Origin of the sequence: Corynebacterium comes (genome assembly GCF_009734405.1) — a bacterium.
Lineage (GTDB): Bacteria > Actinomycetota > Actinomycetes > Mycobacteriales > Mycobacteriaceae > Corynebacterium > Corynebacterium comes.
Map to the genome: position 1 here is coordinate 922,083 of NZ_CP046453.1, position 21,139 is coordinate 943,221.

The following is a 21,139-nucleotide window of genomic DNA, read 5'->3' on the forward strand; positions in this document are numbered from 1 at the left end:
ACCCAGGAATCTAGGCAGGAGGTCGCTGCAGTGACTATGATCCGGGCGATGGGCACAGAGATCGTTTCCGGAGACCGGCCAGCACCCTCGACCCTGATCATCCTGGTGCGCCACGGCGTCACCCCGACCACCGGTCAGGTGTTGCCGGGCCGCGCGCCGGGGCTTCACCTCAGCGAGGCCGGGGAGGAACAGGCCCGCGGTGTGGCGGAGCGTCTGGCCGGGCTGCCGCTGGCCGCGATCTACACGTCGCCGATGGAGCGCGCCCGGGAGACGGCGGCGCCCACCGCCGAGCGGCTCGGGCTGACCCCGATCATCTGGGAGGGCATCGTGGAGTGCGACTTCGGTGAGTGGACGGGTGGACAACTGGGCGAGCTCTCCCGGCTGCCCGAGTGGAAGACCGTCCAGAAGAAGCCGTCGGAATTCCGTTTCCCCGGTGGTGAGAGCTTCGTCGAGATGCAGGCCCGGATGGCCGCGTCACTCGAGGAGATCGCCGCCCGGCACAAGGGGGAGGTGGTCGTCTGCTTCAGTCACGCGGACCCGATCAAGGCCGCGGTCGCACATCTCGGCGGCACTCCGCTCGACTCATTCCAGGGCATCACCATCGAGCCTGCCTCCGTGTCGGTCGCGCAGTTCACCTCCGATGGTGGGACCGCGATGCTGGAGACCAACTCGACCACCGGGTCAGTGAAGGACCTGGTGGCACACCCCCGGGGAGAGAAGCGGTCGTGAGCGCCCCGACGCCGCCTTTTGCCCGGGAGCTTGAGCTGCTCCAGAACGGCGAACTGAACGTTGTCGCGCAACTTGCCGGGTCGAGCAACCTCACCTTTGTACTGGAGGCCACCCGCAGCGAGGAATACGGCTGGGCGATCTACAAGCCGGAGCTGGGGGAACGGCCGCTGCGCGATTTCGCGCCGGGGCTCCACGCCCGTGAGGTGGCCGCGTTCCGCCTGAGCGAACACCTCGGGTGGCACATCGTCCCGCCGACGGTGACGCGCGAGGACGGGCCCTTCGGGATCGGCTCAGTGCAGTGGTACATCGAGAACGACGGACTGCACTATTTCCCGCTACTGGAGACCCGCCCCGATCTGCATGCGCAACTGCGCCGCATTGCGGTGTTCGACATACTCACCAACAACACAGACCGTAAGTCGGGCCACGTGCTTCTCGACGCCGACGATCATGTCTGGGGCATCGACCACGGACTGTGTTTCAGCGCTGCGCCGAAGTTGCGCACGGTCATCTGGGACTTCGCGGGAGAGCAGATCGATGAGTCGCTGCTCTCGGCGGTCGAGCCGCTGATGCAGGAGCTGCCTGACGACGTCGCCGTCCTCCTCGACCCCGAGGAGGTGGAGGCACTCCAGCGCCGCGCCTCACGGCTGTTGCGCATGCCCCACCTGCCGCACCCCCGATCGCACCACAACTTTCCGTGGCCGCTGGTGTGAGGGGCCGGAGCTCAGATGAACCACCGCGCCGGCGGTGCGGGCGGGGGTGCCGGCGGTGTGGTGCCGTGCCCGCGCAGGGACGCCGCGCAGGCGTATCCGGCGATCGTTCCTGAACTGATCGCGACCGGGACAAGTTTGAGGTTGGTGGTGATGTCGCCGGCCGCATAGACGCCACTGATGCTGGTCAGCTGGTATTTGTTGACCACGATGGACCCGTCACGGTTCAGCTCGCAACCCAGATCGGCTGCGAGGTCGTTGGTGGGGAGGTAGCGGTAGGAGAAGAACACCCTGGAGCCCGGCACCAGCGAGCTGTCGGCAAGCGAGATGCCCCGCAGCTGACCAGGATCGCCGACCAACGCCTCGGCGATTCCCTCGACCACCTTGATCCCGTGATCCCGGAGAGCCGCCCGCTGCCTCTCATCGAAGTGGGGGTCAAGGGAGTTGGTGACGATCTTCACGCTTCGGGCCCATTCGAGGAAACCGGCCGCGAAACCCGGGATACGGCTGCTGGAACCGAGCACGAGCACGTCCTCCCCGAGAGCGTTGAATCCGTCGCAGGCCGGGCAGTGGTGTACGTCGATGCCGTAGTGCTCGTCGAATCCGCCGATGTGCGGAAACTGATCGCGTATCCCGGTCGCCAGCACGATACGCGTGGCGGAGACCTGGTGGCTGCCGTCGACGGTGGCATGGAACAGGCCGTCCTCGTCGCGGCTCACGGAGTTCACTATCCCGTGATGCAGCCTGACCAGGGGATACTGTTCCAGCCCGGCCAGGGAGTCGGCGCGCAGCTCCTGTGGTGCCACGGGGTCGCGGCTGAGCAGTCCGTGCACATGGTCGGCTGCGCTGTTGCGGTACTCACCGGCGTCGACGACGAGAGTGAACCGCTGGTATCGCCCCAGCCAGGTCGCGGCTGCCAGGCCGGAGGGCCCGCCGCCGACGACGAGGACGTCCACCGCGTCAGGAAGCTGTGTGCTCATGTCTGCCAGCCTACGTTTCCCGGATTTCCGGATACCGGACTTTCGCGTCTTCGCCGATGACCGCACCCTCGTTGAACGTGGCCGGCGTGATCTGGCCGGGGCCCATGATGTGGCGGACGTCCTCACCGGCGGCGAGAAGATGATCGGCGATGATACGGCGGTGGCAGCGCCACCAGACCGCTTCGGAACACATGATCGTGGTGGGGGTGGGCAGTGCTGCGTCGCGAAGCTGGTGGAGGGCGGCGGAGAACTCTTCGGAGAGGGCGTGGTCGGCATAGTTGTGGAAGCTGCGGTTGCGCCAGTTCCCGTTGACCTCGAAGGGGACCGTTCCGGATACTTTCCGACGCCCCGTCAAGGCCTCCACCCGGCGGTAGGAGATGCCGTGCCCGGGTAGTTCGGCGGCCAGCACATCGTCATTGAAGTGCGGATACTTCCGCGAACCTGGTAGTTTGCGCACGTCGACCACGGCCTTGACATCGGCGTCGAGAAGCAGGCCGAGGAACTTCTCGAAGCTGTGGTTGGAGTGACCGACGGTGAAGATCGGCATGACAAGCCTCCATGTGGCCCGGGACAACAAGTCTAGCGCGCAGGATCAGACAGAAAAAGGGGTCACGTCTGAACCACCCGGGAATGCCGTCATTGTTCAGGTCAGTGACAGAATAGGGCGATGACTGCAACACTCGTGGCGCATGACCTGGCCGGCGGCCACGGCCATCGCACCCTCTTCCACTCGCTTGACCTGACCGTTGCTCCCGGTGACGTGGTCGGCGTCGTCGGTGCGAACGGCGCCGGAAAGTCCACGCTGCTCAGGCTGCTGGCGGGCATCGACACCCCCCAGGCAGGGACCATCACGCTGGCACCTGCCGACGCCTTCGTCGGTTGGCTGCCCCAGGAGCACGAACGTGTCGCGGGTGAGACCATCACCGACTACATCGCCCGCCGGACGGGATGCGCCGAGGCCACCAGAGACATGGAGGCCACGGCGGCAGCCCTCGGCGACCCGGCCCCGTCCGGGGCCGACGGCGTGGACCCGGCCGACGCCTACGCGGTGGCCTTCGATCGCTGGCTGGCCAGCGGTGCCGCCGACCTCACGGAGCGCATTCCGGCCGTGCTCGCCGATCTGGGCTTCGAACTCGACGGCAACCGGGCGGAGGAGGAACTGATGACCTCGCTGTCCGGTGGGCAGGCCGCCCGCGTGGGGTTGGCGGCGCTGCTCCTCTCGCGCTTCGACATCGTCCTGTTGGACGAACCCACCAATGACCTCGACCTCGACGGGCTCGAGCGGCTGGAGTCATTCGTACGGGGACTCCGCGGGGGAGTGGTGCTGGTCAGCCATGACCGCGAGTTCCTCGCCCGCTGCGTGACCCAGGTCCTTGAACTGGATCTGGTGCAGGGCACCAACCGTGTGTTCGGCGGAGGCTATGACGCCTATCTGGAGGAACGCGCGACGGTTCGCCGTCAGCAGCGGGAGAAATACGAGGAGTTCGCCGACAAGAAGGCGGACCTCGTCTCCCGGGCCAGGACCCAGCGGGAATGGTCGAGCCAGGGCGTGCGCAACGCGATCAAGAAGGCGCCGGACAACGACAAGATCAGGCGCAAGGCCGCCACGGAGTCCAGCGAGAAGCAGGCCCAGAAGGTGCGTCAGATGGAGAGCCGGATCGCCCGGCTTGATGAGGTCGAGGAACCACGCAAGGAGTGGAAGCTCGAGTTCAGCATCGGTTCCGCACCCAGGTCCAGTTCAGTGGTCTCGACGCTCAACGACGCGGTCTACCGGCAGGGGTCGTTCACGCTCGGTCCACTGTCGCTCCAGGTGAACGCCGGGGAGCGGATCAGCATCACCGGACCGAATGGCGCCGGAAAATCGACGCTGCTCCGTGCGCTGCTCGGGCAACAGCTCCCCGATGAGGGAACCGCCGGCCTGGGCGCCAGCGTGCAGATCGGCGAGATCGACCAGGCGCGTTCCGTGCTGGCAGGATCCCAGCCCCTGGCGGAGGCCTTCGGGGATGCGGTTCCCGACTTCACCGGCGAGGAGGTACGGACCCTGTTGGCCAAGTTCGGGTTGCGGGCAGATCACGTGAACCGACCGGTCGACGAACTCTCGCCCGGCGAACGCACCCGCGCCGGACTGGCTGTCCTGCAGGCCCGGGGAGTCAACCTGCTGGTGCTCGATGAGCCGACCAACCACCTCGACCTGGAGGCCATCGAACAGCTGGAACAGTCGCTCGAGTCCTACAGCGGGACACTGCTGCTGGTGACGCACGACCGGCGGATGCTCGACACTGTCCGCACCGACCGGCACTGGCAGGTCGAGGCCGGGAAGGTCAGCGAGGTCTGAGGCGTCAGGGGTTGACCGGCCCGCGCGACCGGGACGATAGTGAAGCCATGAGAGCCTGGAAGACCACGGACGTGCCCGGCCACCTTGAACTGACCGAGGTGCCCGTTCCGGAACCGGGTGCCGGCGAGGTTCTGGTCAAGGTCGAAGCGTGCGGAGTGTGTCGCACCGATCTGCACGTCATCGACCGGGAGCTGCCTGTCCACCGGCCCGGGGTGGTCCCCGGCCACCAGGTCGTGGGCATCGTCGAGGCCGTCGGGTCCGCGGTGGTCGAGTTGCGTCCCGGGGACCGGGTGGGGGTGGCCTGGTTGCGGCACACCTGCGGCGTCTGCCGGTGGTGCCGGACGGGCCGGGAGAACCTGTGCCCCAACTCCACCTACACCGGATGGGACGCAGACGGCGGCTACGCCGAGTACACCACAGTTCCCGAGGCCTTCGCCTACCGTCTGTCCCCGCTTGTCGACGCCGTGCGCACCGCACCCATGCTCTGCGCCGGGATCATCGGCTACCGGGCCCTCAAACGCGCGGCACTGCCGCCGGGCGGCCGCCTGGGCATCTACGGCTTCGGTTCCAGCGGACACATCACCGCGCAGCTGGCGGCGGCCGCCGGCGCCGAGATCTACGTGCTGACCAGGGGAGAGGGGAACCGCCAGTTGGCTCGTGACCTCGGTGCGGTCTTCGTCGGAGACACTTTCGACGTCCCTCCGGAGCCGCTGGACTCAGCGATCGTCTTCGCTCCCGCCGGCGAGATCGTGCCCGCAGCGCTGCGGGCGACCACGCCTGGCGGCACCGTCTCGCTGGCGGGCATCCACATGAGCGACGTGCCGGCCATGAGCTACGGGGAGCACCTGTTCCACGAACGGGACCTGCGCACCGTCACGGCGAACACCCGGGCCGACGGCATGGAATTCCTCCGGCTGGCCGACCGCCTCCGGCTGAGCGCCCAGATCACCACCTACGGTTTCGAGGAGGCTGCCACGGCCGTGGCTGATCTGCGCAGCGGTCGCGCCTCCGGATCCTTGGTGCTCACCCTCAGAGGTAGGAGACGATGATCACCACGAGAGGGGGAATGCTGGATCCGATGGTCCCCCGGATGCTTCCACCCCGTGGCTTCCAGAAACCGAGGATGTCTGCGACACCCATGGCGAGACTGGCCAGCAGCATGTACCAGGCGACGGTCAGGACGATGATCGTGCCAGTCGACTGATTGCCGGTCCAGAATGTCACCAGACCGAAGAGCATGCCGGTGCCCGCTATCAGATTCCGGGCGCCGACCACGAACGCCCACATCCGCACGTCGTCGATATTGTTGGTGTGGACGTTGAGGAACTTGCGTGCGGCGGGTTTCCCGTAGAGGAACATCTCCAGGGGTGACACGGCGATGGAGCCCACAGCGCCCACCAGTGCTGCGATCTGAGCGACGAGGTTCAGCGTGTGTGTCATGGCGGCCTCCTCGACCTGCCGTGCGGAGGGACTACTTCCTGGCTCTCAAGGTCAGGTGTTCTGCTGCTCAATCTTATTGGTTGAACTGGCTGGATACCTGAGCGCAGTGGAAGAGACGGGGAGATTTTCCCTGGATGACCCCAATTCACTCGGCCATGCGACGCCCCCGGTCGGGCTCCTGAGCTGTGACAAGCGGACGGTGAACCAGCACAGCGAGCACGATGGCCAGCAGCGCGAAGACGCTGAAGGCAACAGTGATGATTCCTGAGGCTGCGGGATCACCGGTGGTCTGCATGACGACGGCCATGCCTGCGACCGAGGACGCGAGCAGAGCGGCCCACCCGGTCATTCCGTAGCGGAGCAGCCCCGCCCGCCGAGGGGTCCGGAGCAGTGAGATACCCACGAGGATCGAGATCGGCACGATGACGCCCAGATCCATCATCTTCACCAACCAGAACAGGCCGGGGTCGGCGAGATACTCCACCGTCGGCTGGCCACGCCAGACCGCGAGCAGCCCGGGAAGATGCAGCCCGAACACCAGGAACGCACTGACCAGCAGGAGGTAGACGCCGATGGTCCGGTCCAGGCGATGCGAGGGGCTACCGAGGTCAGGGGCAGGCACCCGTGCGGCCATGAGCATGATCAGTCCGCACAGGACGAACAGGCCCAGCAGGAGCGGGAAGAAGTACTCGCTGTTGCCGGGGTAACGGGCGGAGTCACCGCTGACCCCCAGCTGGAAGTACATGTACATCCCGTAGGCCGCCGGGCTGAGAGCGAGGACCGGGCCGAGGCGATGATGACGGAGCACCAGGATTCCCGCGGCGAAGGCCACCGGCGCCACCAGCATCAGCCCGGCAACATCGCCGCCCCGGGCCTGACCGGCCGCGCCGGGCGAGACGTGGTACTCGAGCCAGCCTGCCCCGAGGGGACCGACGAGGGCGACCGTGGCGGCGCCGAAGCCCAGGACGATGAGGGCCATGCCGAGCAGACGGTGTGGTCGAGGATCGTTGTCAGTCACGGGAATCCACCTCCTACGGATCATCCTAGGGTGGGCGGATGCCCTGGCGCCGGGTAGACGGACCGGGACCTTGCGTTGAGCGAGGGCTGGAGTCATGTACCGCTCGCGGGGGTGCGTCACTGACTAGGGTTGGCGGCATGAGCAACCATGACGCCAGCCACCCCTACGATGCGCAGACGTTCGACCCGGAAACCATGCTCGGCACTGTCGTCGCCGAAGGAGACCCCGACCGGGACCTGATCGAACCGTGGGCGGCCTCAGTCAACGGCAGAATCCTCGACGTCGGATCAGGCACCGGGCGGTGGGCCGGCCGTCTGATGGCGCTGGGATACGACGTCGAGGGCCTGGAGCCGGCGGAGCGGATGCTTGACCTGGCCCGGGAAACACACCCCTCGGTGACCTTCCGTCGTGGTTCCGTCGAGGACCTCGCAGATTCGGGGGAGAAGTGGGCGGGCATCCTGGCCTGGTACGCGCTCATCCACATGGGCCCCGAGGAACTGCCGGATGCGCTGGCAACGCTCCGGACGATCACCGCGAACAACGGGTCGTTGCTCATGTCCTTCTTCTCCGGTCCTCACCTGGAGCCGATGGAGCACCCGGTGGAGGTCGCCTACCGGTGGCCGTTGCCGGACATGACGCTGGCGGTGGAGCGCGCCGGTTTCGATGTCGAGGGCACGTCCTGGGACCCGGGTTCCCCGCATGCCTACCTGGTTGCCCGTGCGACGGTCGAGCCGATCTCACGCTGAGGTGACCGGAGCCCTCGGTCATTCGGGCTCATTGCCGGAATCCCGACCCAGCAGGAACGGTGTGGTGACCCCCTCGTAGGAGATGTGCGTCATCAGACCCTCGACGGCATGCGGCAGGTTGTGGCAGTGGTCCATCCAGATGCCCGGGTTGTCGGCGAGGAAGATGACGTCGAAGGATTCGCCGGCGTCGACATCCAGCGAGTCCACCCACCACGGGCTGCCGCTCGCGGGTCGGCCGTCACGGGCGGTGACCAGCACGTGATGGCCGTGCAGGTGCATCGGGTGTACTTCTGAGGAGCGGTTGGTGATGCGCATCGACACCACCTCCCCCTCGCGCACCATGTACATGGGCACGTGGCGACCCATCCGACCGTTGATGGTCCACCAGAATCCGGGGCGTCCGTCGAGGAATCCGATCCGTCGACCGATGTCGTAGTCGTAGGCGCGGTCGGGTGCGGCGACGTCGAAGGGAACGGCCGTCGGGGTGCCGTAACTCAGCAGGTCGAGTTCATGCGCGGGCGTCGGCGCCTCGGGTGCCCCGGTGCCCGGGGGGCCGAGCACCAGGGAAACTCCGGGGGACTGGACTCGGACGGCCCCGTCCCTGGGGACGGTCACCTCCAGATCCGCACGTGCCCCCGCTGCGAGCCGTATCCGTTGATTCTTCACGACGCCCGGTTCGTGCAGGTTCCTTCCGTCGACGGCCAGTAGCCGGGGGTCCGCGCCTGCGACCCAGACCGAGGTGGTGACATTGTCCGTGTTGATGGCGCGTACGCGAACGGTCGTGCCCGGGGCCGTGTCCTTCCGGGTTTCCCCGGGTGTTCCCGCGATCGTGCGGGAACCGCCGGGGTAGGTGTGCATGAGCATGGTGACGTCCGACGTCGGCCGCTCATCCGACCCGGGTTCGATCACCAGCGCACCGAAATGACCGCCGATCACCTGCTCGTGGGAGACCTGGTGCGCGTGGTACCAGTAGGTTCCCGGATCCTCGGCCACGAAACGGTAGGTGAAAGACCCGCCGGGTTTCACGGCGTCCTGGGTCACCCCGGCGACGCCGTCCATGGCGGCGGTGACGTCGACGCCGTGCCAGTGCACGGTGGTACCGTCCGCGATGTCGATGTTGTGCAGGACGACCTCCACCATGTCCCCCTGACGGGCACGGATCTCGGGCCCGGGCGTGGAGCCGTTGAGCGTGTAGCCCTGGAATGAGCCTCCGTTGGAGTTCCTGAGGGTGGCGGACCGGGCCTTGAGTTCCATCCGGACATCGGCGGGCCGATCGGGGTCCGCCTGAAGGCCGGTGACGTCGACCTGGTCCGTGTGAGACGTCTGTGCCGGATGCGCCATACCCGTGGCGGCTGCCGGGGCGAGGGAGTATGTGGCGGGTACGCGGCTGTCCCACCAGAGCCACCCGAGCCCGAGGAGTACGACGCTGAGGATGATGACGACCGCCCGGCGGGCGGTCGTCGAAAAGCGGAGGTCTGCTCCCGAGCTTTCGGTGGGACGGTCCGGGTCAGACACCACTGCCCACGATGGGACGGGACGGTGCGGCTGCCGGGGCGGCGGCCCGGGTGACGTGCCTGGTCTCAAGTGCGCGGGCGGCTGTGAGCGCGGTGCCGAAGATCAGCAGAGCGTTGAAGCCGTGGAGGAAGGCCAGGAAGGGGATCGACGGGGCCGTCAGGCCGAGTGTCACCTGAATACCGACGAGGATGGCGACCAGGGCGGCGAGTCCCAGTGCTCGACGGTCGTGAACCAGATAGCCCACGATCAGGAGGATGGCGGCCACGACCGGGATCACGTACGTACCGGAAATCGAGTGGATGACCACACCCCACACTTCCGGGAAGGGAGGAGGGCTGGACGTGTCGGACATGTCAATCGTCCCTCCCTCGGCCAGGTGTTTTCCGGCGCCGGCGGCGAACCAGGCCTCGGAGGCGGCCTGCAGCATGACAAGTCCACACATGACGAAGGCGATCGAGCGGTAGGCAGTTCTCATGATGACTCCTCTGGAGATAGGGCCCACCTCCGGTGGGCGCTGCTGTTGGCGGCAAGGAGTACATCAAGGGGGGAACGCGTCAACTCATTGACTTCAGTTAACGCCGCCGGGAAGCGCCGAGTCAAGGAGCCTGAGGTTAAGTTTTGGCCAAGGTCTCCACTATGGAATGTGCATGTTGACCAGGCGTGATAAGGGGAAAAACAGTCAGTGCCCGGGGAGGACAGGCTGTTAGAATCCGGCCATGCGACGACTCCTTGCCATTGCGGCTGTCACCTCCCTGTCCCTGACGTTCACCGCGTGCGCCGGGGCGAACCCACTGTCCTCCGGTTCCTCCGACGGTTCCTCGCAGGTGACCCCGCAGCTTCCCTTCAGTGGACTGGAGGCGTTCGCGGTCGCGGAGCACGGCTCCTTCGACGAGGGCTGGGCCATGAGCTTCCTTCCCGGCACCGATCATCTGCTCGTCTCCGAGCGGGGCGGTTCGCTGCAGTTGCGGGACCAGCGGACCGGTGAGGTCACCCAGGTCAGCGGCATGCCGGACGTGCACCATGCCGGGCAGGCGGGCATGCACGACATCATCCTCGGCCCCGATTTCGAGACTGACGGCACCGTCTACCTCAGCTGGGTCCGCGACCATGATCTCGGCGCCCAGGGGGTGGTGGGGCGGGGGACGCTGGACCCCGACACGGCGGCACTGACTGATCTCGACGTCATCTGGGAGCAGACGCCCACCTCAGGCGACGGACACTTCTCGTTGCGCATGCTCATCCGGGACGCGCACCTGTTCGTCACCTCGGGCGACCGCCAGAAGTTCGGTCCCGCCCAGGAGAAGGAGACGAACCTGGGTGCGGTCGTACGCCTCACCCTCGACGGGGAGCCTGCACCGGCCAACCCCTGGGCGGAGGAGGGGGGCGTGGCGGCCGAGCTGTGGACGATCGGGCACCGCAATCCGCTGGGCATCGCGGAGGACGAAGAAGGCAACCTCTGGGTATCCGAAATGGGCCCCCGGGGCGGCGACGAACTCAACCTGCTGGTCGAGGGGCAGAACTACGGCTGGCCGGAGGCCTCGATGGGGGTGCATTACGACGGTTCCCCCATTCCGGATCACGCCTCCGGCGATGGTTTCCAGGCCCCGGCAGAATACTGGGTGCCGTCCATCTCGCCGGGGAGTTTGATGATCTACCGCGGCGAGCTTTTCGAAGGCTGGCAGGGCAACGCTTTTATCGGTGGCCTGTCCGGTGAACGTCTGGTCCGGGTACAGATCGACGGCACCCGCGCGGACGCCGTCGAACAGTGGGACATGGGCGAGCGTATCCGGGCAGTTGCCGAGGCCCCCGACGGTGCCCTCTGGGTCCTGGAGGACGGCAACCGCGGGCGCCTGCTGGAACTGCGCCCTGCCTGACCAGACCTACCCGCTCGGCGGCGTCTGACCGTCCCTCAGGTCGGTGGCGCCGTCGAACAAGGCAGCTTTCTCCGGAGTGGTGTCGTCCGCCCACTGGCCGCTCTCGTAGTCGTAGTCGATCTCGTTGCCCTCGTCGTCGGTCCGCTGGTACCAGTCGGTCACCCGCTCGGAGGTGGAATCAAAGTGTGCGCCCGCGCCGCGGCCCTTCGGAGCAGAGGAAACCGTGAGCTCGAAGTCGTCTCCGTGTTCCTCGAGACCGCGGACCACCGCATTCTGGACGGCAGCACTGGCGTAGGTCCGTCGAATGGCGGCCGGATCCGTGGTCAGGTCCCGCAGGAAAGCGACGGTGAGCAGAATCAGCACCACCGAGAAAGGCAGGGCGATCAGGATGGTGAGGTTCTGCAGCGAGGTCAGGGCGGTCTCGCCACCGGCCAACAGCATCACCGCGGCGATTCCCATCATGCACAGGCCCCAGAACACCACGACGAACTTGTTGGGCGCGGGGTTACCCTTCGAGGACATGGTGCCCATGACCACGGACGCGGAGTCGGCGGAGGTGACGAAGAAGATCGCCAGCACCAGGATGAGCAGGAACGGGGTGATCGCGTTGAGCGGCAGCTGGTCGAACAGGGCGAAGAGCACCTGCTCATTGCCGGCAGTGCCGTCGAAGGCCTCGACGCCCTCGCGGTTGAAGTTGATGGCCGCGCCACCGAAGATGGTGAACGCCAGGATGAGGATGAAGCTGGGCACCGCGATGGTCACCAGCGCGAATTCACGAATCGTGCGTCCACGCGAAATGCGGGCGATGAACATGCCCACGAACGGGGTCCAGGCGATCCACCAGGCCCAGTAGAAGGACGTCCACCAGCCCTGGAACTCCACGGTTTCCTCGCCCCAGGTCAAGGACTTGCCCATCATCGGAAGCATCTGGTCGAGATAGGTGGCCACGCCGGAGGGGATGAGGTTGAGCAGGAAGAGTGTCGGTCCGAAGAGGAACACGAAGGCGATCAGCGACAAGGTCAGGCTGATGTTGATGTTGGACAGATAGCGGATGCCGCGGGACACACCGGAGACGGCGCTGATGATGAATCCCGCGCCCAGTACGCCGATGATCAGCAGGATCCCGTTGTTGGTCAGCGGACCTGCCCCGGAGATGATCTCCACGCCTTTACCGATCTGCAGGGCAGAGAGACCGAGGGTGGCTGCGGTTCCGAAGAGAGTGGCGATGATGGCCAGGATGTCGATGATCCGGCCGGCCAACCCCTCGGTGTTCTTGGCGCCGAGAAGGGAAAGGAAAACAGAGCTGATCAGTGACGCCCGGCCGCGACGGTAGGTCGAGTAGGCCAGAGCGCCTCCCACCAGGGCGTACAGACCCCAGATAGCCAGGCCCCAGTGGAAGTGGGACTGTGCCAGCGCCTGGTGGAGCGCCTCCCGGGTACCCGCCTCGACGGTGTGCGGAGGCGGCGACAGGAAGTGGGAGAGGGGTTCGGAGGGGCCGAAGAAGAAGATGCCCACGCCGATGCCGGCGCCGAACATCATGGCCACCCAGGAGAAGCGGGAGAACTCGGGCGTATCGGTGTCCTTGCCCAGCGGAATATGGCCGAAGCGGGAAAACGCCAGGAACAGCATGACCAGCAGGCCCATGGCCATGACGAGGCTGAGGAGCCAGGAGGCGTTGATCATCGCCCATGAGAAGGCGACGGAGGATACTTCGCCGACAGACGAGGGATTGATGATGCCCCATGCGATGAAGGCGATGATGAGCACGGCCGTGGAGAAGAACACCACACGATCCAGGCCGAACTGCCTGCGTTGATCCTCCACGCTGATACCGGGAACGAGCCCCGGGTGGAGATTATGCGGATAGAGTGCTTCGGAGGCACCCTTCAACGGGTCCAGAATTCGTTGAGCCACATGACTCGGTCTGTGTTCCTGCTGTTCAGGGCGCTTCCTCGGAGACGGGGGCATGGTTTTCCTCACTGTGATGGCGTTGCTTGATCGGTGACCGGTCGGCCGACTGCTGTTTTCGGTATTTCCACGGGGATCTGTGGAGACCTTGGAGTGGACTGGTTCCGGCTGCGACTGTTGGTGGGCGGCTCGGCTACGAGGCTGCTATCGCCCCTGCGGGAGAGACCCGTCTTTCGGCACAGGGATCCCGTACGTCTATGTGATGGACGGTGGCGTCACCGTCCAGCCCTTCGATGCCACCTCGGTGGCCAGGGCCGGACAGCTGCCATTTACGGTCAGGGTCCCTGGTGGACTCTCAGGACTTTAGTCCGAACCGGGTGGGGTTGGCCAACCTGAGAGGCGCCTCCTCGATGGACATTGGTCGGTGAGCGCGACGTAGAGTGTGCTCAGGAGTGTGTTCGGCGAATCGTCCACACCGAACACTCAATCGCCCCGGAACGCCTTCAGAGATGGAGCGAAACACGCATGAGCGAAAAGAAGTCCGACCCGGATCTGGAGAATGCGCACGTCTGGCTGGAGTCCGTCTCCGCCGGGCTGGGCCAGGATCCGGCGGTGATCCAGGCGCTGGTCAATGAGCTGCTCGACCTCACCCGGGACGTGGCACACGGCCCCTCCCGACCGGCGGCGCCGCTCACCGCCTTCCTGGTGGGTCTGGCCAGTGGCCGGGCGGTGGGAACTGACGCGGGGCCGGAAGCGGTCGTCGATAAGGCGCGGGAGAACATCGGACAGGTCCTTCACCTGCTCCGGAAGGCCTAACAGGGCCATTCGGGGCGGCTAGAGTGTGATCATGGCTACTCCTCGTCCCCAGGGTCCCCAGGTTTCCGCTGTCAATGCCGTCGCCAACGAATTCGACCACCCGAAGATCACCCGGCGGCCCAGGGCCGCGGCCGGTCTACCCGGGATAGTCCACGCCATGCAGCACGCGGTACCCGCCCGTGGCATCCTGCCGCTGCTGACCATGAACAAACACGGCGGCGTGGACTGTCCGGGCTGCGCCTGGCCGGAACCCGCCCAGGGCGACATCGGCTTCGTGGAGTTCTGCGAGAACGGCGCGAAGGCCATCGCGGAGGAGACCACGCCGGACCGTGCGGGGGTCGATTTCTGGGCGCGGCATTCTGTCCAGAGCCTCCGGGAGAAGACCGACCACTGGCTGGGCAAGCAGGGCAGGATCACCACTCCACTGCTCTATGACCGTTCCACCGGCGACGAGCACTACCGCCCCGTCAGCTGGGATGAGGCCTACCGGATCATCGCCGATCAGCTGAAGCGGACCAGTCCGGAGGAGGCCATCTGGTACACCTCCGGCCGCGCCTCCAACGAGGCGGCCTACATGTTCGGGCTGCTGGCCCGCCGCCACGGCAGCAATAACCTGCCGGACTGCGGCAACATGTGCCACGAGTCCACGGGCACCGCCTTAACGGAGACCCTCGGCCTGGGCAAGGGGTCGGTGACCATGAATGACTTCCACATCACCGACCTGCTGATCTCTGTGGGACAGAACCCGGGCACCAACCACCCGCGTGCGCTGACCGCCTTCGAGAAGTGCAAGGCCAACGGCGGCAGGATCCTGGCCATCAATCCGATCCCGGAGACCGGCCTGATCGCGTTTTCCGGACCGCAGTCCATCAAGGGGGTGCTGGGGATCTCCGAGAAGCTGGCGGATGAGTACCTGCAGGTCCGTCTCGACGGGGACCGTGCCTTCTTCCAGGCCCTGAACCGCGAGCTGATCCGCCGCGACGCCATCGACCACGAATTCCTGGACAAGTTCTGTTCCGGGGTCGAGGAGACCATCGCACACCTGGGCAGCCTCGATGACGAGGAACTGTTGCGCGGCTGCGGTCTGACGATGGAGGAGGTCCAGAAGGCCGCGGACATGGTCGAGGAGTCGCGCAGCATCATCGTCACCTGGACCCTGGGCGTGACCCAGCACAAGAACGCCGTCTACACCATCCGCGAGATGGTCAACTTCCTGCTGCTGACCGGCAACATCGGCCGGCCCGGGGCCGGTACCGCCCCGCTCCGGGGCCACTCCAACGTCCAGGGCAACCGCACCGTGGGCATCTGGGAGAAGATGCCGGAGAGATTCCTGCAGGCGCTGGAGGACCGCTTCGGTTTCGACGTCCCCCGCGAACCCGGCCTGGACACCGTCGACGCGCTGCGTGCGATGTGGCAGGGAAAAACCAGGTTCTTCATGTCGCTCGGCGGCAACCTGGTGCGCGTGGGATCGGACACCACCCGCCTGGAGAAGGCCATGAGCAACCAGGAACTCACCGTCCACCTGTCCACCAAGCCCAACGGCTCCCACGCCTGGCCGGGGGAGAAGTCCCTCATCCTGCCGGTCAGGGCGCGTACCGACGAGGACGTCCAGGCCTCCGGCCGGCAGCGGCTGACGGTGGAGAACTCGGTCGGCGTGGTCTCCGCCTCCCTGGGCAGGCGCAGGGCGAACAAGGATCTCAACCTCCAGTCCGAGCCCGGGATCATCGGCCACATCGGCCACCACACCTTCGGGGATGACTTCTGGCTGCCCATGGTCGATGACTACGGCGTCGTGCGTGACCACATCGAGGCCACCATCAGGGGCTTCGACGACTACAACGGGCGGATCCAGAATCCGGGTGGTTTCGCGCTGCCGAACGGTCCCCGCGAACGCGTCTTCCACACGCTGACCGGCAGGGCCCAGCTCACGGTGAACCAGACCGACGTCATCGACCTGCCCGAGGGATACCTTCTGCTGCAGACCGTGCGTTCCCACGACCAGTTCAACTCCACCATCTACGGTCTGGACGACCGCTACCGCGGGGTGAAGAACGGCCGCCGGGTGGTCTTCGTCAACCCGGAGGACGCCCGGGAGCGCGGCCTGCGTGACGGTGACCTGGTGGACATCGTCTCCGTCTTCCAGGGTGAGGAGCGTCGGGCGCCCAGCTTCCGGGTCGTGGAGTACCCCTCCGCCCGGGACTGCGTGACCACCTACTTCCCCGAGGCCAATGTCCTGGTGCCGATGGACATGGTCGCCGAGAAGTCGAACACCCCGGTCTCCAAGTCGGTGGTCGTGCGTCTTGAGCCGCTGGGAACACGCGCGGAAAATATCGCGGAGGCGAAGTAGATGGGCCGGATCACCAGGAATTTCGCGGTCACCCGCGTCTCCGTCGAACCGGACGGCAGCCACGTCACCGATACCCGTGCGGACTCGGTGGCGGGGGAGGAGCCGCTGGAGATCAAGGTCAACGGCACCACCCTGAGCACCACCATGCGCACCCCCGGTCACGACATCGAGCTGATCCACGGATTCCTCCACGGCGAGGGCCTGATCACCTCGCGCGTGGATGTGGCGGAGGCCCGTTACTGCGCCGGTACGGACGCCGAGGGGCACAACACCTACAACCTGCTCGAGGTGGACCTGGCCCGGGGGGTCAGGTCACCGGGGCGGGAGTTCATCCGCAACGTCACCACCACCTCCGCCTGCGGGGTGTGCGGATCGACCTCCATCGAGCAGATCATGGGGAAACGGACCCATCCGATCGAGCCCGTGGAGCTGGACCCGCAGGTGGTCATCGGGCTGCCGGAGAAGCTTCGTGAGGGGCAGAAAGCTTTTCGACGCACCGGTGGCATCCACGCCGCAGGTGCCTTCACCCTCGACGGTGAGCCGGTGCTCATCCGCGAGGACATCGGTCGACACAACGCCGCAGACAAGGTCATCGGTGCACTGCTGCTGGCGGACCGGTTGCCCGCGCGGGACCTCATCCTGGTGATGAGCAGCCGTGCCTCCTTCGAGCTGGTGCAGAAGGCCGTGATGGCAGGCTTCCCCGCTTTGGTTGCGGTCTCCGCGGCAAGTTCGCTGGCCGTCGAGCTGGCCCGCGAGGCCGGGATGGCGCTGACCGGATTCACCCGCGGCGAACGTTTCAACCTCTACTCCGGTGCGCTCAAACCTGCGCCGCAGCCGGACCGGAGCGTCTGAACAGGGACTACCATGGGCGCATGTCCACCGTGACGAGGCACGATGCGCTCGACCCGGCCACCCCGCCGATGTTGCCGCGCTGTGGGAACGCATCGATCGCGACCTGATGGGCCACGCTGATTTCATCACGAACGCCGAGGAGCTGATCGTCCGCACCGGTACCCGTGGTGCCGAGCAGCAGCTTCTGGTCACCTACGCGGACCCTGAGCTCCTCGGTTTCGCCTGGTCGACACTGCCGCTGGCGGACAACGTTGACACTCTCGAGGCGGCGATCCGTTTCACCCCGGGCGTGGATCCTGGTCCGCTGCTCGACGCCCTCCGAGCCCTCCGCCCGGTCGTCGCCGTTCGGCATCCGGCGGGCCTCGACCTGTCCGCGCACGGTTTCACCCTGGCCCAGGCGGAGGTCGCCGGTGCACTGCGCCTCCCCGTGACTGTCCCGGCGCCGGGGAATCACCCCGATTATGTCTTCCACTCCTGGCGGGGACCGGTGCCGGAAGCACATCAATCCGGTCTGGCGGGGTTGAAGGAGACGATGAGCACCGACATGCCGTGGGGCGGGCAGGCACACGAGCGGGAGGCGTGGGACGCGCAGCGTATCCGAGAGGCGGGGGACGCTGCCCGACGGGCAGGCAGGGAAACCCTGTGGACCGTCGCGGTCCATGAGGCCAGCGGCGACTACGCCGGGTACACGCAGTTGTCGTGTCCCACTTCTCGCCCCGACCTTGCCTTCCAGGAGGACACGCTGGTCGTCGGGGCGCACCGCGGGCACGGCCTGGGGATGGCCTTGAAGAGCGCCAATCTGTTGCAGCTCGGGCGCGAGATGCCACAGGTGCGCACCGTGTACACCTGGAACGCGGAGGACAACCGGCACATGCTCGACATCAACCGGCGCCTGGGTGTCACGCCCTCAGGAATTTTCGAGTGCTGGCAGGCGGGTTGAGGGTTCAGGTTCCCCAGGTCAGCGGGCGTGGCTCAGCGCCGGGGCCTCCTCGCCCTCGGCGAGCTTGGAGGGCCACCAGATCTTCGGCCCGATGTCGTAGGCGAGGGCCGGGACCAGCAGGGTGCGCACCACGAAGGTGTCCAGGAGGACGCCGAAGGCGACGATGAAGGCGAGCTGCACGAGGAACAGGATCGGGATGACCGCCAGCGCCGCGAAGGTTGCCGCCAGGACGATGCCGGCAGAGGTGATGACCCCGCCGGTGATCGTCAGTCCGCGGAGCACCCCCTGGTACGTGCCATGGGTCAGGGACTCCTCGCGGATCCGGGTCATCAGGAAGATGTTGTAGTCGATTCCGAGTGCCACCAGGAACACGAAGCCGTACAGCGGTACCGCCGGGTCCGCTCCCGGGAATCCCAGGATTTCGTTGAACACCAGCGCCGCGACGCCCATGGCGGTGCCGAAGGACAGGACGGTCGTGAGAACCAGGAGCACCGGGGCGATGACTGAACGAAGCAGGAGCATGAGGATGAACAGGATGACGACCAGGACAACCGGGATGATCAGGTTCCGGTCATCGATTGCGGTGTCATTGGTGTCGATCGCCGTGGCGGTCACTCCACCGACCAGGACCTCGCCCGGGACGCTTTCCAGCCCGGCGCGCAGCTCCCGGACCGTTTCCTGGGCTGCGGCGGAGTCAGCCGCGGAAGCCAGCGTGCCCTGCAGCAGCACCCGACCGTCGACGACCGTGGGCTCCGGCGGGGGACCGGCGCCGAAGAGCGGCTGCACACTTCCGCTCTCATCGACCGGGGAACTGCCGGTAGGCGAGTCCTGCGCGGTGACGCTCACGCCTCCGATGCCGTCCTGGCCCCACATCACGCGGGCGGCCTCGGAAGCCTGCGTCTGATCGGCCAGGACGTAGACCGGCGACCCGGAGCCGCCGGGGAAGTGTTCTCCGAGCGCCTGCTGGCCTGCGCGTGCCTGCGATTCCCCGAGTATCAGCTCCGATTGTGCGACGCCGCCGGCCTGCAGCTGGGTTGCGCCGAGGGCGCCGAACGCCAGGACGATCGTCGTGCCGATCCACAGGACCCGAGGGTTGCGCTTCACGTTGCGGGCCACCCGGGCCCACAGACCCTGGGTGGAGGCGGCCCCGTCGCCGGCCTCGGGATCGTAGACGGGGCGGCGCGGCCAGAAGGCGGTACGGCCGAGGGCGTAGAGCAGAGCGGGCAGGAAGGTCAGTGCAGAGGCCATGGCGAAGATGATGCCGACGGAGGCCACCGGGCCCAGCGTGCTGTTCGATTTGAGGTCGCTGAGCAGCAGGCAGAGGAGGCCTGCGATCACGGTGCCGCCGGAGGCGAGGATCGGTTCGAGGGAACCGCGGAGCGCGCGGAAGGTGGCCTCCCACGTGCCCGGGGTGTGCCTGAGCTCCTCGCGGTAGCGGGCGACGTAGAGCAGTGAGTAGTCGGTTGCGGCGCCGATGACCAGGATGAAGAGGATCCCCTGGGTCTGGCCGCTCAGCAGCAGAACGTCCGCCTTGGCCAACCACCACACACTCAGCAGCGCCACGCACAGTGCGAACATGCTGGTGGCGAGCACAGCGATCGGCAGCAGCAGGGAACGGTAGACGATGATCAGGATGGTGAAGACCGCGACCAGTGCCACCGCGAGCAGAAGCCCGTCGATGCCCGCGAAAGCCGCGCCCAGGTCGGCGGCGAAGCCGGCCGGGCCGGTGACGTAGACGGACACGCCGTCGGGCTGCCCGTCGCGAAGCGTCCCGCTCAGGGACTCGACGGCTTCACCGGTATCGGCAGTGGCATCCAGGAGGATGAATGCCTGGGCGGCGAGCCCGTCCTCGGAGGGAATGGGCGGGGACACGTCGCCGGCGACCACGGGAAGTTCGGCCACCTCTTCGAGCTGGGTCCCGATCGCCCCCAACTGAGCGTCGCTCAGTACCTGCTCGCCGACGAACACGACGACCGCCGGTATGGCCTCACTGTCGGTGAATTCGCCGAGCTTCTGCTGGACGACAGAGGCGTCGGCGGATTCCGGGAGGTAGAGCGTCTGATCGTTCGTCGACACTTCGTTGACCCTGCCGAAGTAGGGTCCGCCGACGGCCGCACCCGCCAACCACACGAGTATGAGGACTGCGGGCAGGAGGACACGAAGCCAACGGGGCACGCGAGGGTACATGGTGATCCTTCCGGGGGACGTATGTCTGAACGGTCTTTATAAGCCTAGGAAGAAACTAGCCTAGCTTAATATATGGCGTGCTAGTATACTTTCATGAAATCGGAGCATCCGGAGCCCGTTAAGGGGATCGACGCCGCCTCGCTGGCGCCCGACGGTCCTTCTTCCGGCGATGCCCCCGGCAGGCCAGCCGCCATGTACGGGGTAGAGGCGAACGACCCCCAGGGCAGACTCGTCGACCGCAGCGGCACCTCTGTTGCGGACATGCGTCAGATCACCGCCCTCATGCAGGCGATGGGAAACCTCCGCGACGTCGAGGAGCGACTGTCCCAGGCGTCGCTGGAGTACATGAAGCTGGGCAAGACCGACATGAGAGCACTGCACTTCCTCATCGTCTCCTCGAACACCGGCGGGGTGGTGACCGCCTCAGTTCTGGCCAACCACCTTCGTATCACCAGCGCCTCGACGACCAAGCTTCTCGACAGGTTGGAACGCGACGGGCACATCACCCGCAGTCCGCACCCCAGTGACCGTCGTTCGCACAGCATCCATATCACCGAGGAAACCCGAACTGTGGCGATGGAGACGGTCGGGGCCCAGCAGGCCCGGCGCTTCCATGCCGCCGCCCGGTTGAGTCCGGCGGAGCGGGACGTGGTCATCCGCTTCCTCCGTGACACCGCCGTCGAACTGGAGACGGGGATGGAATGGGTCAGGCAGACAGCGGGGGAGTAGCAGTTCGCGCCTC

19 protein-coding genes are annotated in these 21,139 nt (G+C 66.5%); 11 read left to right on the plus strand and 8 right to left on the minus strand.

What is annotated here, in order from left to right:
• The first annotated feature begins 48 nt into the window (after window positions 1–48).
• Both CETAM_RS04550 and CETAM_RS04555 read left to right on the plus strand, forming a co-directional pair.
• A complete protein-coding gene (locus tag CETAM_RS04550; protein WP_156227391.1) occupies window positions 49–729 on the plus strand; it encodes a histidine phosphatase family protein in 681 nt (226 codons plus the stop codon).
• The gene (locus CETAM_RS04555) at window positions 726–1,442 is read left to right on the plus strand and encodes an SCO1664 family protein (protein WP_156227393.1); all 717 of its coding nucleotides are present in this window, start codon (window positions 726–728) and stop codon (window positions 1,440–1,442) included. Before CETAM_RS04550 ends, CETAM_RS04555 begins: the two co-directional genes overlap by 4 nt.
• Window positions 1,443–1,453: 11 nt before the next feature.
• Here CETAM_RS04555 and CETAM_RS04560 read toward each other — a convergent pair whose 3' ends face one another.
• Together CETAM_RS04560 and CETAM_RS04565 are read right to left on the minus strand one after the other, a co-directional pair.
• On the minus strand, window positions 1,454–2,419 hold the full coding sequence (locus CETAM_RS04560) for an NAD(P)/FAD-dependent oxidoreductase (protein WP_156227395.1): 966 nt from the start codon (window positions 2,417–2,419) through the stop codon (window positions 1,454–1,456).
• Between the two features lie 10 nt (window positions 2,420–2,429).
• On the minus strand, window positions 2,430–2,966 hold the full coding sequence (locus tag CETAM_RS04565) for a DUF488 domain-containing protein (RefSeq protein WP_156227397.1): 537 nt from the start codon (window positions 2,964–2,966) through the stop codon (window positions 2,430–2,432).
• 120 nt (window positions 2,967–3,086) lie between these two features.
• Between CETAM_RS04565 and CETAM_RS04570 the strand changes: the two genes are divergently transcribed.
• Window positions 3,087–4,754, plus strand: coding sequence for an ABC-F family ATP-binding cassette domain-containing protein (locus CETAM_RS04570; protein WP_156227399.1), 1,668 nt, complete (start codon window positions 3,087–3,089; stop codon window positions 4,752–4,754).
• Window positions 4,755–4,801: 47 nt separating this feature from the next.
• Window positions 4,802–5,803 (plus strand): zinc-dependent alcohol dehydrogenase family protein, encoded by a 1,002-nt coding sequence (locus CETAM_RS04575; protein WP_156227401.1) that lies wholly within the window; start codon window positions 4,802–4,804, stop codon window positions 5,801–5,803.
• Here the strand turns inward: CETAM_RS04575 and CETAM_RS04580 are convergent.
• Both CETAM_RS04580 and CETAM_RS04585 read right to left on the minus strand, forming a co-directional pair.
• On the minus strand, window positions 5,784–6,194 hold the full coding sequence (locus tag CETAM_RS04580; RefSeq protein WP_231587582.1) for a DUF1304 family protein: 411 nt from the start codon (window positions 6,192–6,194) through the stop codon (window positions 5,784–5,786). The genes CETAM_RS04575 and CETAM_RS04580 overlap by 20 nt on opposite strands.
• Before the next feature lie 145 nt (window positions 6,195–6,339).
• Window positions 6,340–7,212: a hypothetical protein gene (locus CETAM_RS04585; protein WP_156227403.1), complete on the minus strand. Its 873-nt coding sequence runs from the start codon at window positions 7,210–7,212 to the stop codon at window positions 6,340–6,342.
• Between the two features lie 137 nt (window positions 7,213–7,349).
• On the opposite strand from CETAM_RS04585, the gene CETAM_RS04590 reads away from it, so the two are divergent.
• Window positions 7,350–7,958: a class I SAM-dependent methyltransferase gene (locus CETAM_RS04590; protein WP_231587583.1), complete on the plus strand. Its 609-nt coding sequence runs from the start codon at window positions 7,350–7,352 to the stop codon at window positions 7,956–7,958.
• Between the two features lie 18 nt (window positions 7,959–7,976).
• Here CETAM_RS04590 and CETAM_RS04595 read toward each other — a convergent pair whose 3' ends face one another.
• Together CETAM_RS04595 and CETAM_RS04600 are read right to left on the minus strand one after the other, a co-directional pair.
• Window positions 7,977–9,473 carry a multicopper oxidase family protein gene (locus CETAM_RS04595; protein WP_197085796.1) on the minus strand — a complete coding sequence of 499 codons (1,497 nt, stop codon included), beginning with the start codon at window positions 9,471–9,473 and terminating at the stop codon, window positions 7,977–7,979.
• Window positions 9,466–9,948: a COX15/CtaA family protein gene (locus CETAM_RS04600; protein WP_156227407.1), complete on the minus strand. Its 483-nt coding sequence runs from the start codon at window positions 9,946–9,948 to the stop codon at window positions 9,466–9,468. Before CETAM_RS04600 ends, CETAM_RS04595 begins: the two co-directional genes overlap by 8 nt.
• Before the next feature lie 241 nt (window positions 9,949–10,189).
• Here CETAM_RS04600 and CETAM_RS04605 point away from each other — a divergent pair, with 241 nt between their 5' ends.
• Complete coding sequence (locus tag CETAM_RS04605) at window positions 10,190–11,347, plus strand: PQQ-dependent sugar dehydrogenase (RefSeq protein ID WP_156227409.1); 1,158 nt, start codon at window positions 10,190–10,192, stop codon at window positions 11,345–11,347.
• Between the two features lie 6 nt (window positions 11,348–11,353).
• Here the strand turns inward: CETAM_RS04605 and CETAM_RS04610 are convergent, their stop codons facing one another.
• Window positions 11,354–13,261, minus strand: coding sequence for a BCCT family transporter (locus CETAM_RS04610; protein WP_231587584.1), 1,908 nt, complete (start codon window positions 13,259–13,261; stop codon window positions 11,354–11,356).
• 519 nt (window positions 13,262–13,780) lie between these two features.
• Between CETAM_RS04610 and CETAM_RS04615 the strand changes: the two genes are divergently transcribed.
• From CETAM_RS04615 to CETAM_RS04630, 4 genes are all read left to right on the plus strand, one after another.
• Complete coding sequence (locus tag CETAM_RS04615; RefSeq protein WP_156227413.1) at window positions 13,781–14,071, plus strand: DUF6457 domain-containing protein; 291 nt, start codon at window positions 13,781–13,783, stop codon at window positions 14,069–14,071.
• 31 nt (window positions 14,072–14,102) lie between these two features.
• On the plus strand, window positions 14,103–16,418 hold the full coding sequence (locus CETAM_RS04620; RefSeq protein ID WP_156227415.1) for an FdhF/YdeP family oxidoreductase: 2,316 nt from the start codon (window positions 14,103–14,105) through the stop codon (window positions 16,416–16,418).
• Window positions 16,419–17,270, plus strand: a complete 852-nt coding sequence (gene fdhD / locus CETAM_RS04625; RefSeq protein WP_156227417.1) for a formate dehydrogenase accessory sulfurtransferase FdhD — start codon at window positions 16,419–16,421, stop codon at window positions 17,268–17,270.
• A 106-nt stretch (window positions 17,271–17,376) separates the two neighbouring features.
• Complete coding sequence (locus tag CETAM_RS04630) at window positions 17,377–18,210, plus strand: GNAT family N-acetyltransferase (protein WP_156227419.1); 834 nt, start codon at window positions 17,377–17,379, stop codon at window positions 18,208–18,210.
• A gap of 18 nt (window positions 18,211–18,228) precedes the next feature.
• Here CETAM_RS04630 and CETAM_RS04635 read toward each other — a convergent pair whose 3' ends face one another.
• Window positions 18,229–20,397 carry an MMPL family transporter gene (locus CETAM_RS04635; protein ID WP_156227421.1) on the minus strand — a complete coding sequence of 723 codons (2,169 nt, stop codon included), beginning with the start codon at window positions 20,395–20,397 and terminating at the stop codon, window positions 18,229–18,231.
• A 93-nt stretch (window positions 20,398–20,490) separates the two neighbouring features.
• On the opposite strand from CETAM_RS04635, the gene CETAM_RS04640 reads away from it, so the two are divergent.
• Window positions 20,491–21,126 carry a MarR family winged helix-turn-helix transcriptional regulator gene (locus CETAM_RS04640; protein ID WP_156227423.1) on the plus strand — a complete coding sequence of 212 codons (636 nt, stop codon included), beginning with the start codon at window positions 20,491–20,493 and terminating at the stop codon, window positions 21,124–21,126.
• Window positions 21,127–21,139 lie beyond the last annotated feature (13 nt).